The sequence below is a fragment of the Rhizobium sp. P1_E6 genome, assembly GCF_056405875.1.
The window spans coordinates 34,243-47,903 of sequence record NZ_JBFUBG010000024.1 but is presented as its reverse complement, the minus strand read 5'-3'; the positions used below and the strand labels follow the sequence as shown (position 1 = coordinate 47,903).

Genomic DNA, 13,661 nt, shown 5'->3' with positions numbered 1-13,661 from the left:
CCAGTTATTATTTTAAGTCGATCTGGAGTGACGGAATGGCCTATCTTCTGCAGCAACTGGCGAATGCGGTGCCGCTCGCAGCGCTCTACGCTGCGCTTGCCTTCGGCTATTCGATCGCCTTCGGTGTCACGAAGCGGGCCGACATCACCTATGGGGCGATCATCGCCTTCGCCGGCCAGATGCTGCTCTTGTTCACGGACATGGCCTACAATCGCCTGTGGCTGGTGCTGCCGGCAGCAATATCGATCGGCATCTGCGCCTCGCTGATCTATTCGGTGGGCGCAGGGGTCTGGATTGGCCGCTTCGTCATGCAACCGCTCGCCAGCAAATCGCCGAACACGGTCATCGTCGCCGCACTCGGCATGATGATCGTGCTGATGGAGACGGCGCGCCTTGCCGCCAACACCCGCGCCATCTGGTTACCACCGCTCCTGAATGACAACGTCACCTTCTGGAGCAATGGCACCTTCAGAGTGACGCTCACCTATATCCAGCTGCTGAATACGATCTTGATGTGCGCGATCATCGTGATCGGCGCGCTGATCCTGAAGCGCACGGCCTGGGGCCGCCTGTGGCGCGCCGTCATCGACGATCCGCTCGCCGCCGAGCTCTGCGGCACCAGCGCCAGTCGCGTCTTCCTGGTGTCTTATGGGGCCGCGGCACTCGTCGCCACCTGCTGCGGCATCCTCGCGACCTTCTATTATGGCTCGATGGATTTCGGTGCCGGGTTGATGTTTGGCCTCAAGGTGCTGATGATATCAGCCGTCGGCGGCTATTCCGATCCGCTGCGTTCGGCGGGCGGCGCTGCCGGCCTGGCACTCGTCGAGACGCTCTGGGGCGCCTACGGCTCCTTCATCTGGCGCGATCTTGCCATCTTCTCGCTGCTGGTTTTCCTGCTGGTGTTGAGCCGGCGGGAGCGCGTCGTGCTCTGATTATTTCCAGCGGTCGCGCGCCGTGTCGTCGGCATCCTTCGCCGCGATCCAGTCGCCGGTGCGACCGTCCTTGCCGTGTTCCTTCTTCCAGAAGGGAGCCGATGTTTTCAGGAAATCCATGACGAAGCTCGCACCGTCGAAAGCTGCCTGCCGGTGCGGTGCAGCGGCGGCGACCAGCACGATATTCTCGCCGGCGGCGATCTTGCCGAAGCGGTGGATGGCCGTGAGGCCGCTGAGCCCGAAGCGCTCTACGGCGAGTTCGCCGATGCGGGTCATCTCGGCCTCGGCCATGCCGGGATAATGTTCGAGTTCCAGCGCCGAGAGGATGCCGCCTTCATCGCGGCAGAGGCCGGAGAAGGTCACGACCGCGCCGATGCCGGGTTTGCCCTTGGAGAGCCGGTTGACTTCCGCCTGAAGGTCGAAATCGTCGCGCTGGACGCGGATTGTGGGGGTAATGGTCACAGCAGGCTCCTCGGCCCGATGGTACGGCTGTTCTCAGCCGCCCGTCATCGGCGGGAAGATACCGATCTCTTTGGCGCCGCCGATCGGCTCGTCATGTTCCACATGTTCCTGGTCGATCGCCACGCGGATCACATCGGGGTATTGAAGGGCCATCTCATATTCTTCGCCCAGGCCCTTCAAATGATTCAGAAGATCGGAAACGCTGACGACGGAGGAGGGGAGTTCGATCTCCTCCTCGCCCTTGCCGATGCGCTCGCGTACCCAGGCGAAATAGACAAGCCGTGTCATTCTTCGTCGTCCACCACGTGTTTCAGTCCGGCGCGGAAATAATCGTAGCCGGTATAGATCGTCAGAAGTGCGGCGATCCAAAGCAGCGCAATCCCCGTCCAGGTCGTGTAGGGGAAAATGGTGTCGCCCGCCGGGCCGGCAAGCAGGAACGCGATGGCTACGAGTTGCAACGTCGTCTTCCACTTGGCGATGCGCGTTACCGGCACGCTGACCTTCAGTCCCGCCAGATATTCGCGCAGCCCCGAAACCAGGATTTCGCGGCAAAGAATGATGATCGCCGCCCAGAGCGACCAGCCGGCGATCGTTCCGTCGGCAGCGACCAAAAGCAGGATGGCGGAAACCAGCAGCTTGTCGGCGATCGGGTCCAGCATGCGGCCGATATTCGACGTCTGGTTCCAGATGCGCGCGAGATAACCGTCGAGGAAATCGGTAAGCGACGCAATGACGAAGATCCACAGCGCCACCCAGCGCGCCGTATCGCTGCTGTTTAGCCGTCCTTCGATGAAAAAGCAGACGACGATCAGCGGTACCGCCAGGATGCGGCCGTAGGTGAGGAGATTGGGGATACTATACGCACGCGATGCCATGATGCGGTTCTCTTTGATAATGCGGCGGTAGATGACGGCTTTGCTCCTCGACCGTCAACATTCTTTCTGTTTTTTCGCTGCCTTTGCGTGGAATTTGCGACCGGCACCGCTTATTTCGCGGCGTCGTCGTGAAAATGATTATAGACTTGCTTTGCGACGGTCTCGGAAATCCCTTCCACCGCCATGAGATCGGAAAGGGCGGCGCGCGACACCGCCTTTGCCGTTCCGAAGTGCTGCAGCAATGCTCTTTTGCGCGAAGGCCCGATGCCGCCGATCTCGTCGAGCGGGTTCTTGACCATCTCTTTCTTGCGACGTGCCCGGTGCGAGCCGATCGCGAACCGGTGCGCCTCGTCGCGCATGCGCTGGATGAAGTAGAGAACCGGATCGCGCGGCGGCAGCGTGAAGCTTCCCTTGCCGGGCGCAAAGAAACGCTCGCGGCCGGCCTCGCGATCCACACCCTTGGCGACGCCGATGGCGATTACGCTGTCGGTTATGCCGAGCTCTTTGAGGATTGCCCGCACCGCCGTCATCTGGCCCTGGCCGCCGTCGATGAGGATCACGTCCGGCCAGGCAGGGAAGGGCAGGTCGGCCGCGTCTGCGACGGAGACCTGCGCGCTGCGATCCGGAATGCCTTCTTCCTTCAGCAGCCGGGAGAAGCGCCGCGTCATCACCTCGCGCATCATGCCGAAGTCGTCGCCCGGGGTGATCTCGGTCGATTTGATGTTGAACTTGCGATACTGGTTCTTCACGAAGCCTTCCGGCCCTGCAACGACCATGCCGCCGACCGCATTCGTGCCCATGATATGCGAGTTGTCGTAGATCTCGACACGCTGCGGCACATAGGGCAGGGCGAATGTGTCCTTGAAGCCTTCGAGCAGGCGCGATTGCGAGGCGGTTTCTGCGAGCTTGCGCCCATGCGCCTCGCGAGCGTTGGCGATGACGTGCTCGACGAGATCGCGCTTTTCACCCCGCTGCGGAACGAGGATCGAAACCTTGTGCCCGGCCTTTTCGCCGAGTGCGGCGGCCAGCAGTTCGAGTTCCTCCACCGTTTCCGACAGCATGATCTGCCGCGGCACCGGCTTGTCGTCGTAGAACTGCGCGAGGAACGCGTTCAGCACCTCGGCGCCGGAAAGCTGCGGGTCGGCCTTCGGGAAATAGGCGCGGTTGCCCCAGTTCTGCCCGGTGCGGAAGAAGAAGACCTGGATGCAGGAAATCCCGCCTTCGTGATGAATGGCGAAAACGTCCGCCTCTTCGACGCCGGCCGGATTGATGCCCTGATGGCTTTGCACGTGCGAAAGCGCGGCGAGCCGGTCGCGGTAGATGGCGGCCCGTTCGAAATCGAGATCTTCGGCGGCAGCGTTCATCGCCTCCGCTATATGCGCCTTCACGTTCTGGCTCTTGCCGGAGAGGAAGTCCTTGGCCTCCTGCACCAGCTCTGCATAGCCTGCGTCGCTGACCTCATGAGTGCAAGGCCCGGAACAGCGCTTGATCTGGTAGAGCAGGCATGGCCGCGTGCGGGTTTCGAAGACGCTGTCCGTACAGGTGCGGATCAGGAAGGCGCGCTGCAGCGAATTGATGGTGCGGCCGACGGCGCCGGCCGAGGCGAAGGGGCCGAAATAATCGCCCTTGCGGGCGCGGGCGCCGCGATGTTTGAAGATGGCGGGCGCGCGGTGGTCGCCTGTTATGAGAATATAGGGAAACGACTTGTCGTCGCGCAGCAGCACGTTAAAGCGCGGTCGCAAGCGCTTGATCAGATTGGCTTCCAGCAGCAGCGCCTCGGTCTCCGTCCGCGTCGTGACGAATTCCATATTGGCTGTCTGGCGAACCATCTGGGCGATGCGGTTGGAGTGCACGCGGCCGACAGCATAGTTGCCGACGCGCTTCTTCAGGCTGCGGGCCTTGCCGACATAGAGCACGTCGCCCGCCTCGTTGAACATGCGGTAGACGCCGGGGCTGTTCGGCAGGCGCTTGACGAATTCGGCGATCAGCTCTGCGCCGATGAGGCCGGTTTCGTTGATGCTGCCGGCATTCCAGTCGACCGACGCAGAAATCGGCGCGGCAGAGGCGTCGCCTTCCACCTCGACGATGTCATCGTCATTTTCATCGGTCTCGTCGTAAAGAACACCACCATCAGGCAGCTTCTTGGCATTCATTCCTTGATCTCCAGCACGTCAGGCGTCTGCCACGCAAGATGCTGGCCGCCGTCGAGTGCAATCATCTGACCCGTAATCGAAGGGGTCTCGAACAGAAAACGAATCGTTCGGCCGAATTCATCGAGCTCAGGTCCCCGCTTCAAGATAAGGGCTGCGACCTGCGCTTGGAAGTCTTCCTGCAATTGCCGTTCGCTCGGCATCGAAGGGCCGGGGCCGATCGCATTGACGCGGATGCGCGGCGCTAAGGCCTGCGCCATGGTCTGCGTCGCCGTCCACAGTGCCGATTTCGAAAGGGTATAGGAATAGAAGCTCGGCCGCAGCGCCCAGACGCGCTGGTCGATGATGTTGACAACCAGTCCTTCGGCCGTCTCCGGCAACTGTTCCGCAAATTTGGCAGTCAGTATCGAAGGCGCCCGCACATGGACGGCGAAATGCCGATCCCACACCTGCGCATCGAACTTGCGCACAGAGTCCTCAAGAAAAATCGACGCGTTGTTGACGAGCAGGTCGATCGGCCCCAGCGCTTCGCAGGCCTTCCCGACAAGGCCGCCGACCTCATCGAATTTGGCAAGATCGGCCTTGATCGCAACTGCTCGGTGGCCCTTTTGCCGCAATTCCGCCACAAAATCTTCAGCCTCGGCCAGCGCGCCGTTGGCGTGGATTGCAACCGAAAATCCATCAGCAACAAGGTCTTCGGCGATTGCCCGGCCTATTCTTTTGGCGGCACCAGTCACGAGCGCCGCGCGAAGTCTTTTCTGGGTCAAGATCCTGCCTTTTGGTCCTTCGAGTCTGGTGCTGACTATATAAGGGCAGGTCCCGATTATATAAATAGGCCGAAAGCATTGCCTGTGAGGCTCGGATATTCTATGTATTATTTGCGATCGCGATTTATTAAAATAGGTATTGTAAGTTTAACTGAATATTATCCTTAATAAATGGTATGTTGCAGTCAAGCAACATCGAATTTTCGCCGCTGCAGAGCCACAATGATATCACAATTTGGCTCTTTCAAATCCGCATTTGCATTCCAATTTCACTCTCGAACCGGAAGGGACATTTAGTAATCCCCCGTGAATGCTTCGCCGAAGTTTAAGTTGACGAGCGCGCGGGACTGAAAGGAGACAAGTATGCGTATACTCTTTGCTGGCCTCATGGCTTCCGCTCTCGCCGTTGGCGGTTTCTCGGTAGCCCAGGCAGCCGATGCCGTGGATCAGATCCCGCAGGCACCGGTCGCTGAGGACACCCCAGCTCCGGTCAACAACTGGCAGGGCTTCTACCTCGGTGGCGCCGCGACCTATAACGCGGGCAGCTTCGGTTCCGACCGCAACACCTATGATTGGGGCGGTCAGCTCTTCACCGGTTACAATTTCCAGCAGGGTCAGATCGTTTACGGCGCTGAAGCCGATCTCGGTTATGGCGATGCAGACGTCACCCAGGGCGGCATCAAGAACAAGACCGGCTGGAACGGCTCCGTCCGCGGCCGCGTCGGTTATGACCTGAACCCGTTCCTGCTCTATGGTACCGCAGGTCTCGCGCTCGCCGATACCAAAGTTTCCGACGGCACATCTTCCGACAGCAAGACAGCCTATGGCTATACGGTCGGCGCCGGTGTGGAAGCCTTCGTGACCAACAACATCACGACGCGCCTCGAATACCGCTACACCGACTATCAGGACAAGGACTACAACCTCAACTCCGGTAGCGTTTCGCGCGGTTTCGACGAAAACAGCGTCAAGGTCGGTATCGGCGTCAAGTTCTGATACGGACATACCGAACACGAAAAAAGCCGGGCACAAAGCCCGGCTTTTTGTCTGGGTCGATCGCAGGCCTCTCAGGTCCTGCAGATTTCTCAGCTGTGCGGCTTCAGCTGTTCGTAGCCGTCGAACTTCTTTTCGAATTCTCTCAGCCAGCCGATCAGCTCGGCATGGTCTTCTTCCCACTGGCCCTTGAAGCGCAGGTCGAGGTAGCCGACCGTGGCGGCGAGCGCGAAATGCCCGCCATGCAGCCTCTTGCCAAGCTTCGGCGTATTGGCCGCCAGGTAGTTCAGCGCAGTAGCGACCTTCTTCCATTGACGGTCGATCCAGGGCTGATGCACCTTTTCTTCATCGCGGAAGCGACGTTCGTAGACGATCGCCAGCAGGCAGTCGCAGACGCCGTCGCATAGCGCTTCCAGCACTTCGGCATCGGTGCGCTTGCCCTTCTTGGAAGGATAGAGCGCGCCCTTCGTCAGCCGGTCGAAATAATGCATGATGGCGATGCTGTCGAAGATGGAAACGCCGTCATCCGTCAGCAGTGTCGGGATCTTGCCGAGCGGATTGTTGTCCACGAGAATCGCCGGTCCCGCATTCGTATCAACCCGGATCTCCGTAATCCCAAGGTCGAGATGGCGCGCTGCCATGCACACCTTGCTGGAGAAAGGGGAGGTCGGGGAGCAGAGAAGCTTCATGAGGCACCTTTTGGAAATGCAGATGGCGCCGGACTATCCCGAGCGCCGGGGAACGGGTCAGTCGGCCTTGGCGGGCTTCGTTTCAYCGCGCAGCCAGAAGGCACGCTGCGAGGCGAAACGGTCCTGCGCCAGATGGTCTTTCAGGGCCTGCAGCAACTGGTGCAGCTCGTCCTTCAGCGTGAATGGCGGATTGACGACGATGAGGCCCGATCCGGTCAAGCCCGTCGTCTCGCGATCACTGCGCACGGCAAGTTCGGCGCAGAGGATCTTCGGAATGTCTGTCGCCTGCAGAGCCTCGTGGAATTCCTTGATCGGCGCGCCCTTCTTCAGCGGATACCAGAGGCAATAGGTGCCGCCAGGAAAACGCCGGTAGGCCCTGGCGAAGCCATCCACCAGTCGTTCATATTCGCCATCCTCCTCGAAAGGGGGATCGACGAGCACGATGCCGCGCTTTTCCTTGGGCGGCAGATGCGCGCCGAGCGCCAGCCAGCCGTCGAGTTCGGTGATGCGCGCATGATGATCGCCTTCGAAGACGCGATGCAGCCGGACAAAATCTTCCGGGTGTAGCTCCATCGCCGAAAGCCGGTCCTGCGGGCGAAAGAGCATGCGCGCGAGCTTCGGCGAGCCGGGGTAGAAGCGCAGGCCACCCTGCGGGTTCAGTTCGCGGACTGCAGAGAGATAGGGCTCCAGAAGCTCCGAGACCTGCGGCCCGAGATCGGTTTCCAGGAGCTTGCCGATGCCATCATGCCATTCGCCTGTCTTCTGCGCTTCCTCGGAGGAGAGATCGTAGAGGCCGATGCCGGCATGCGTGTCGAGCACCCGGAAGCCAGCGTCCTTTTTCTGCATGTAACGGATCAGCCGCGCCAGCACTGCATGCTTCAGGACATCGGCAAAATTGCCTGCATGGTAGATGTGGCGATAGTTCATTTTCGCTGATGCCTGTTATGAATTCGGATCATTGGGAGTTTTTGTGCCTTTTGGGCGGTCGAGCCTTGGCATATAGAAATCGCATGAACATTGCGACCCCCATCCACGCCAAATCCCGGATCGGTCACACGGCCTGTCCGCACGACTGTCCCTCCACCTGCGCACTGGAGATAGACCTTACGGAAGACGGCCGCATCGGCCGTATCAGGGGCGCCAACGATCATTCTTATACGTCAGGTGTCATCTGCGCCAAGGTCGCCCGTTACGCCGAGCGGCTCTACCATCCGGATCGTCTCATGCATCCGCTGCGGCGCACCGGCGCCAAGGGGGCAGGGCAGTGGCAGCAGATCTCCTGGGACGACGCGCTGGACGAGATTGCCGAAGCCTTCGTGAAGTCCGAGGCGAAGGACGGCAGCGAAGCCATCTGGCCCTATTTCTATGCCGGCACCATGGGCTGGGTGCAGCGCGACTCGATCGAGCGCCTGCGCCACGCCAAGCGCTATTCCGGCTTCTTCTCCTCGATCTGCACCAACCCCGCCTGGACCGGCTTCACCATGGCGACCGGCATGTTGCGTGGGCCCGACCCTCGCGAGATGGCGCGCACCGACTGCGTGGTCATCTGGGGCACCAATGCGGTCGCCACGCAGGTCAATGTGATGACCCACGCAATCAAATCGCGCAAGGAACGCGGCGCGAAGATCGTCGTCATCGACATCTACGACAATCCGACGATGAAACAGGCCGACATGGCCCTGATCGTCAAGCCCGGTACCGATGCAGCACTTGCCTGCGCCGTCATGCACATTGCCTTCCGCGACGGTTATGCCGACCGCGATTACATGGCGAAATATGCCGACGATCCCGCCGGCCTCGAAGCGCATCTGCAAACAAAGACGCCGGAATGGGCGGCCGCGATAACAGGTCTTTCGGTCGATGAAATCGAAGTCTTCGCCAAGCTCGTCGGCACGACCAAGAAGACGTTTTTCCGTCTCGGCTACGGATTCACCCGCCAGCGCAATGGCGCGGTCGCCATGCATGCGGCTGCCTCCGTCGCCACAGTGCTCGGCTCCTGGCAATATGAGGGCGGCGGCGCCTTCCATTCCAACAGCGATATCTTCCGCATGAACAATGCGGAGCTGACCGGCAAGTCGATGAAGGATGCCGATATCCGCATGATCGACCAGTCGCAGATCGGCCGTGCGCTGACCGGCGATGCCGTCGCACTCCGCCATCGCGGACCGGTGACGGCCATGCTGATCCAGAACACCAATCCCGTGAATATCGCCCCGGAACAGCGGCTGGTAAAGCGCGGTTTTGCGCGCGACGACCTCTTCGTCGCCGTCCACGAGCAGTTCATGACCGAGACGGCCGAAATGGCCGATATCGTCATTCCCGCCACCATGTTCGTCGAGCATGACGACATCTACCGCGCCGGCGGCCAGAACCACATCCTGCTCGGCCCCAAACTCGTCGAACCGCCACCGACCGTGCGCACCAACCTCTTCGTCATCGAGGAACTGGCAAAACGCCTCGGTGTCGCCGATCGCCCCGGCTTCGGCTTCACGGCGCGCGAGATGGTCGACCGCGTCCTGGCCGCGAGCAACCTGCCGGACTACGACCATTTCCTCGAACATAAATGGTTCGACCGCCAGCCGGCCTTCGAGGAAGCACACTATCTTGATGGTTTCGCTCATCCCGACGGCAAGTTTCATTTCCGGCCGGACTGGGTGAACGGTCCCGCCCCGAACAAGCCGCCGGCTTCCGTCGGTACGCTCGGCCCCTATGCAGAGCTCCCGCCGTTCCCGGATCAGGTCGACGTCATCGAGCTCGCCGATCCCGAGCATCCTTTCCGCCTGGCGACTTCGCCGGCGCGCAACTTCCTGAATTCAAGCTTTTCGGAAACCAAGACGTCGCGCCAGAAGGAAGGTCGCCCGGAAGTGATGATCAATCCCGCCGATGCCGAAGCCAATGGCATCGACAATGGCGATCTCGTCCATATCGGCAATGTGCGCGGCGACCTGCGCATTCATGCCCGCGTGACAACAGAGGTTAAACCTGGCGTCCTGATTGCCGAGGGTCTCTGGCCCAACAAGGCGCATGTCGATGGCGAAGGCATCAACGTTCTCACCGGCGCCGATCCCGTGGCGCCCTATGGCGGCGCTGCCGTCCACGACAACAAGGTCTGGCTTCGCAAGGACGTCATATGACGCAATCTAAGGCAAAAGTGGAAATCGTCGGCAAGGAAATCCTGTCCGACGGCTGGACGAAGCTGGTCGGCTATCAGCTCGACTATACCGACCGGAAGGGTGAGACCCATCGCCTTCCGCGTGAGGTCTATCACCGCACGCCGGCCGCCTGCATCCTGCTCTACGATCCCAAGCGCGATATCGTCGTTCTGGTGAAGCAGTTTCGCCTGCCGGCCCACGTGAATGGCGACCCAGCGTGGATGATCGAAGTCCCGGCCGGCCTGCTCGACGGAGACGAACCCGAAGCCGCCATCCGCCGCGAGGCGATGGAAGAGACCGGCTATACGATTCGTGACGTCCGCTTCCTGTTCAAATCTTACACGGCTCCAGGCTCCATCACCGAGGTCGTGCATTTCTTTGCAGCGGCAATCGATACCGCCGACCGCACATCCGACGGCGGCGGTTTGGCGGAGGAGCACGAGGATATCGAGGTGTTGGAAATACCGCTGCCGGAGGCTGTCGCGATGATCGAAAAGGGCGAGATCATCGATCTCAAGACGATCATGCTGCTGCAGTGGATTCTGTCGAACAAGGGCCTGCTTTCCGGCTGATCGCTCGGCGTGCAACGCGATGTCTGCCCGTCCATTCGCCTTGGCTGAGTTTCTGGGAATTCTTCATGCAATTGTCATGATGCGGGACTAAGCGCTGCCCTTTAACAATCATCGGATGCGGTCAGGAGAAAGCCCATGTGGCTCGGTAATTTCACCCTCGTTTTGCCCAGCGAGGTTGTGAGCGAAGGTTCTGTGCGGATCGAAGACGGTGTGATCGTCGAGATCCGGCCAGAGCCGGTCACCGATGCCGTGATCGACGGCGGCGGACGTCTGCTGATGCCGGGTTTCGTCGATCTGCACGGCGACATGATCGAGCGCGAGATTGCGCCGCGCCCGAACGCCCATATGCCGATCGATTTCGGCATCCACGAACTGGACAAGAAGCTCGCGGCTGCCGGCGTGACCACGGCCTTCGCCGCCGTCTCCTTTGCGACGGAAAGCGTCTACGGCCACGTCCGCTCGCTGGAGACGACATCGGCCGTCATCGAAGGCATCAACACGCTACGCGACAATCTGCTGATCGATCACCGCGTCCATGCCCGCTACGAGATTACCAATATCGGTGCGGCGCCGACTCTGGAGCGCCTGCTGGAAGCCGGCCATATCGACATGGTCTCGCTGACCGACCACACGCCGGGGCAGGGCCAGTACAATGACATCAAGAGCTATATCCAGAGCATTTCCGAGCGCCGCGCCATATCCGAGGAAATGGCCGCCGAAGTTGTCGCCAAGCGCATCGCCATGCGTGACAATCCCGAGATCGACGCCAAGCTGAAGGACATCGTCGCGCTTGCGAAGAAGCATGGCCTCTCGCTCGCCTCGCACGACGATGACAGCGTCGAGAAGGTCATCGAAATGTTCGATCTCGGCGTCACGATCAGCGAATTCCCGGTAACGCTGCCGGCGGCCGAGGAAGCCCGCCGCCGTGGTCTCTGGACGCTGATGGGTGCGCCGAACGCACTGCGCGGCAAGTCCATGTCCGGCAATCTGAGCGCGCTCGATGCCGCAAAGGCCGGTCTGTTGACCGTGATTGCCGCCGACTATCATCCAGCGGCTTTCGTGCCCGGCATCTTCAAGCTGGCAGAAACCGTCGAGGGCGGTCTTCCGGCCGCGGTCGCGATGGCGACATCAAACGCGGCGCGTTCCGCCGGCCTGATGGATCGCGGCGAGATCGCCATCGGCCAGCGCGCCGATATGGTTGTGATCGAGCCGGGCGACGTGCATCGCATCCGCGCCACGTTCCGCGGCGGCCAGTTCGTCTACAGCGACGGCACCCTGCATCCGCTTCAGGCCCTCGCGGCCTGAAGTTGAAGCGTCAGTCGGCGATCAGCGAAATGAGCTGGGATTTGGGGGCGGCGGCGGAAGCTGTCGCCCCGATTGCTTTGCCGCCTTCCATCTTCACTTTGCCTTCGGCAAAGAGCTTGAGCGCCTGCGGATAAAGCTGGTGCTCGATGGTCAGCACGCGTCCGGCCAGCGCATCGGCGGTATCGCCTGTCAGTATCGGTACGGCCGCCTGGCCGATGACAGGGCCTTCATCCATGCCTTCGGTGACGAAATGCACGGTGCAGCCGGCGATCCGCATGCCGGCGTCGATCGCCCGCTGATGCGTATGCAGTCCCGGAAAAAGCGGCAGCAGGGAAGGGTGGATATTGATGATCCGGCCTTCATGACGCTGGATGAAGGCGCCAGTAAGCAGCCGCATATAACCGGCAAGGCAGATGATGTCGGGCGAAAGCGCGTCGAGCGCGGCAAGGATCGCCGCCTCGTGTTCGTCCTTGCTCGCATAGTCCTTGCGCACGAAGGCGAAGGTGGGAATACCCTCGGCGGCCGCCTTGGCAAGCCCGCCCGCATCTGCCTTATCGGAGATCACGCCAACGATCTCGGCCGGATAATCGGCCGATTTTGCCGCCTGCACCAGCGCCATCATGTTGGAGCCGCTGCCGGAAATGAAGACGACAGTGCGTTTGCGCGGCGAACTCATAGGGCGAGCGTGCCCTTGTAGATCGTGCCGGCTGCGCCCTCGGCCCGGGCGACCATGCGGCCGAGGGTGACGACCGTCTCGCCTTCGGCTTCAAGCGCCTTGGAAACGGCGGCAATATTCTCTTCGGCAACGACGACGATCATACCGATGCCACAGTTGAAAGTTCGCAGCATTTCCGTGGCCTCGACGCCACCGGTCTTGGCAAGCCATGAGAAGACGGCGGGCGCCTTGACGGCCGAGAGATCGATTTCGGCTGCAAGATGCTTCGGCAGCACGCGCGGAATATTCTCCGGGAAGCCGCCGCCGGTGATATGCGCCAGCGCCTTCAGCGCGCCCGTCTCACGGATCGCCTTCAGAAGCGGCTTCACATAGATGCGGGTCGGCGTCAGCAGTGCTTCGCCGAGCTTCTTGCCTTCGGCAAACGGTGCCGGTGCATCCCAGCCGAGGCCGGAAAGCGAAACGATCTTGCGCACCAGCGAGAAGCCGTTGGAGTGGACGCCGGATGAGGAAAGGCCAAGAATGACGTCGCCCTCGTCGATATCGCCCGACGGCAACAGCTTGCCGCGTTCGGCCGCACCCACTGCAAAGCCGGCGAGATCATAATCGCCCGAGGAATACATGCCCGGCATTTCGGCCGTCTCGCCGCCGATCAGCGCGCAGCCCGCCTCGCGGCAGCCGGCAGCAATGCCACCGACGATCGCGGCACCCTGATCGGGATCGAGCTTGCCGGTCGCGAAATAGTCGAGGAAGAACAGCGGCTCTGCGCCCTGCACGACGAGATCGTTGACGCACATGGCGACGAGATCGATGCCAACAGTGTCATGATAGTCGGCATCGATGGCGATTTTCAGTTTCGTGCCGACGCCGTCATTGGCGGCGACCAGCACGGGATCCGTGAAACCGGCAGCCTTGAGGTCGAAGAGACCGCCGAAGCCGCCGATCTCTCCGTCTGCGCCCGGCCGGCGCGTCGAGCGCACGGCTGGCTTGATCTTTTCCACCATCAAGTTGCCGGCATCGATGTCGACGCCTGCGTCGCTATAGGTCAGGCCGTTTTTTCCAGACTGGCTCATGCTGATCTCCGGAGGGTT

Annotated in this window: 14 protein-coding genes; 5 read left to right on the top strand and 9 right to left on the bottom strand. The window is 61.1% G+C overall.

Going from position 1 to position 13,661, the window contains the following annotated elements; translation table 11 throughout:
* Positions 1-35: 35 nt before the first annotated feature.
* Entirely contained in the window at positions 36-932 is an 897-nt protein-coding gene (locus AC1D35_RS14790) for a branched-chain amino acid ABC transporter permease (protein WP_115035379.1), read from the top strand.
* On the opposite strand, the gene AC1D35_RS14785 is transcribed toward AC1D35_RS14790, so the two are convergent.
* The 5 genes from AC1D35_RS14785 to AC1D35_RS14765 all read right to left on the bottom strand — a co-directional run bounded on the left by AC1D35_RS14785 (position 933) and on the right by AC1D35_RS14765 (position 5,186).
* A complete protein-coding gene (locus AC1D35_RS14785) occupies positions 933-1,394 on the bottom strand; it encodes a molybdenum cofactor biosynthesis protein MoaE (protein WP_113312281.1) in 462 nt (153 codons plus the stop codon). It lies immediately after the preceding gene.
* 33 nt (positions 1,395-1,427) lie between these two features.
* Entirely contained in the window at positions 1,428-1,682 is a 255-nt protein-coding gene (moaD, locus tag AC1D35_RS14780; protein WP_113295260.1) for a molybdopterin converting factor subunit 1, read from the bottom strand.
* On the bottom strand, positions 1,679-2,269 hold the full coding sequence (gene pgsA / locus AC1D35_RS14775; RefSeq protein WP_113295261.1) for a CDP-diacylglycerol--glycerol-3-phosphate 3-phosphatidyltransferase: 591 nt from the start codon (positions 2,267-2,269) through the stop codon (positions 1,679-1,681). The genes moaD and pgsA overlap by 4 nt, the downstream gene beginning before the upstream one ends.
* A 110-nt stretch (positions 2,270-2,379) precedes the next feature.
* Complete coding sequence (gene uvrC, locus AC1D35_RS14770) at positions 2,380-4,422, bottom strand: excinuclease ABC subunit UvrC (protein WP_477851817.1); 2,043 nt, start codon at positions 4,420-4,422, stop codon at positions 2,380-2,382.
* Positions 4,419-5,186 carry an SDR family oxidoreductase gene (locus AC1D35_RS14765; protein WP_113308413.1) on the bottom strand — a complete coding sequence of 256 codons (768 nt, stop codon included), beginning with the start codon at positions 5,184-5,186 and terminating at the stop codon, positions 4,419-4,421. Before AC1D35_RS14765 ends, uvrC begins: the two co-directional genes overlap by 4 nt.
* Before the next feature lie 363 nt (positions 5,187-5,549).
* Between AC1D35_RS14765 and AC1D35_RS14760 the strand changes: the two genes are divergently transcribed.
* The gene (locus AC1D35_RS14760) at positions 5,550-6,182 is read left to right on the top strand and encodes an outer membrane protein (protein ID WP_113308414.1); all 633 of its coding nucleotides are present in this window, start codon (positions 5,550-5,552) and stop codon (positions 6,180-6,182) included.
* Between the two features lie 89 nt (positions 6,183-6,271).
* Here AC1D35_RS14760 and AC1D35_RS14755 read toward each other — a convergent pair whose 3' ends face one another.
* Together AC1D35_RS14755 and AC1D35_RS14750 are read right to left on the bottom strand one after the other, a co-directional pair.
* Positions 6,272-6,868: a glutathione S-transferase gene (locus AC1D35_RS14755; RefSeq protein WP_113308415.1), complete on the bottom strand. Its 597-nt coding sequence runs from the start codon at positions 6,866-6,868 to the stop codon at positions 6,272-6,274.
* A gap of 57 nt (positions 6,869-6,925) precedes the next feature.
* Complete coding sequence (locus AC1D35_RS14750) at positions 6,926-7,795, bottom strand: 23S rRNA (adenine(2030)-N(6))-methyltransferase RlmJ (protein WP_477938799.1); 870 nt, start codon at positions 7,793-7,795, stop codon at positions 6,926-6,928.
* A 17-nt stretch (positions 7,796-7,812) separates the two neighbouring features.
* Between AC1D35_RS14750 and AC1D35_RS14745 the strand changes: the two genes are divergently transcribed.
* The 3 genes from AC1D35_RS14745 (at position 7,813) to AC1D35_RS14735 (ending at position 11,897) form a co-directional block, all read left to right on the top strand.
* On the top strand, positions 7,813-10,002 hold the full coding sequence (locus tag AC1D35_RS14745; protein ID WP_113308417.1) for a molybdopterin oxidoreductase family protein: 2,190 nt from the start codon (positions 7,813-7,815) through the stop codon (positions 10,000-10,002).
* The gene (locus AC1D35_RS14740; protein ID WP_113308418.1) at positions 9,999-10,592 is read left to right on the top strand and encodes an NUDIX domain-containing protein; all 594 of its coding nucleotides are present in this window, start codon (positions 9,999-10,001) and stop codon (positions 10,590-10,592) included. Before AC1D35_RS14745 ends, AC1D35_RS14740 begins: the two co-directional genes overlap by 4 nt.
* Before the next feature lie 135 nt (positions 10,593-10,727).
* Positions 10,728-11,897 carry an alpha-D-ribose 1-methylphosphonate 5-triphosphate diphosphatase gene (locus tag AC1D35_RS14735; RefSeq protein WP_113308419.1) on the top strand — a complete coding sequence of 390 codons (1,170 nt, stop codon included), beginning with the start codon at positions 10,728-10,730 and terminating at the stop codon, positions 11,895-11,897.
* Positions 11,898-11,907: 10 nt separating this feature from the next.
* Here the strand turns inward: AC1D35_RS14735 and purN are convergent, their stop codons facing one another.
* Both purN and purM read right to left on the bottom strand, forming a co-directional pair.
* Complete coding sequence (purN, locus tag AC1D35_RS14730; protein WP_113308420.1) at positions 11,908-12,573, bottom strand: phosphoribosylglycinamide formyltransferase; 666 nt, start codon at positions 12,571-12,573, stop codon at positions 11,908-11,910.
* Positions 12,570-13,643, bottom strand: coding sequence for a phosphoribosylformylglycinamidine cyclo-ligase (gene purM, locus AC1D35_RS14725; RefSeq protein ID WP_113308421.1), 1,074 nt, complete (start codon positions 13,641-13,643; stop codon positions 12,570-12,572). Before purM ends, purN begins: the two co-directional genes overlap by 4 nt.
* Positions 13,644-13,661: the final 18 nt, after the last annotated feature.

Excerpts from the sequence above, each read along its gene's own strand:
- AC1D35_RS14790 (WP_115035379.1), top strand. The coding sequence starts at position 36 with ATGGCCTATCTTCTGCAGCAACTGGCGAATGCGGTGCCGCTCGCAGCG.
- moaD (WP_113295260.1), bottom strand. The coding sequence starts at position 1,682 with ATGACACGGCTTGTCTATTTCGCCTGGGTACGCGAGCGCATCGGCAAG.
- pgsA (WP_113295261.1), bottom strand. The coding sequence starts at position 2,269 with ATGGCATCGCGTGCGTATAGTATCCCCAATCTCCTCACCTACGGCCGC.
- uvrC (WP_477851817.1), bottom strand. The coding sequence starts at position 4,422 with ATGAATGCCAAGAAGCTGCCTGATGGTGGTGTTCTTTACGACGAGACC.
- AC1D35_RS14760 (WP_113308414.1), top strand. The coding sequence starts at position 5,550 with ATGCGTATACTCTTTGCTGGCCTCATGGCTTCCGCTCTCGCCGTTGGC.
- AC1D35_RS14755 (WP_113308415.1), bottom strand. The coding sequence starts at position 6,868 with ATGAAGCTTCTCTGCTCCCCGACCTCCCCTTTCTCCAGCAAGGTGTGC.
- AC1D35_RS14745 (WP_113308417.1), top strand. The coding sequence starts at position 7,813 with ATGAATTCGGATCATTGGGAGTTTTTGTGCCTTTTGGGCGGTCGAGCC.
- AC1D35_RS14740 (WP_113308418.1), top strand. The coding sequence starts at position 9,999 with ATGACGCAATCTAAGGCAAAAGTGGAAATCGTCGGCAAGGAAATCCTG.
- AC1D35_RS14735 (WP_113308419.1), top strand. The coding sequence starts at position 10,728 with ATGTGGCTCGGTAATTTCACCCTCGTTTTGCCCAGCGAGGTTGTGAGC.
- purN (WP_113308420.1), bottom strand. The coding sequence starts at position 12,573 with ATGAGTTCGCCGCGCAAACGCACTGTCGTCTTCATTTCCGGCAGCGGC.
- purM (WP_113308421.1), bottom strand. The coding sequence starts at position 13,643 with ATGAGCCAGTCTGGAAAAAACGGCCTGACCTATAGCGACGCAGGCGTC.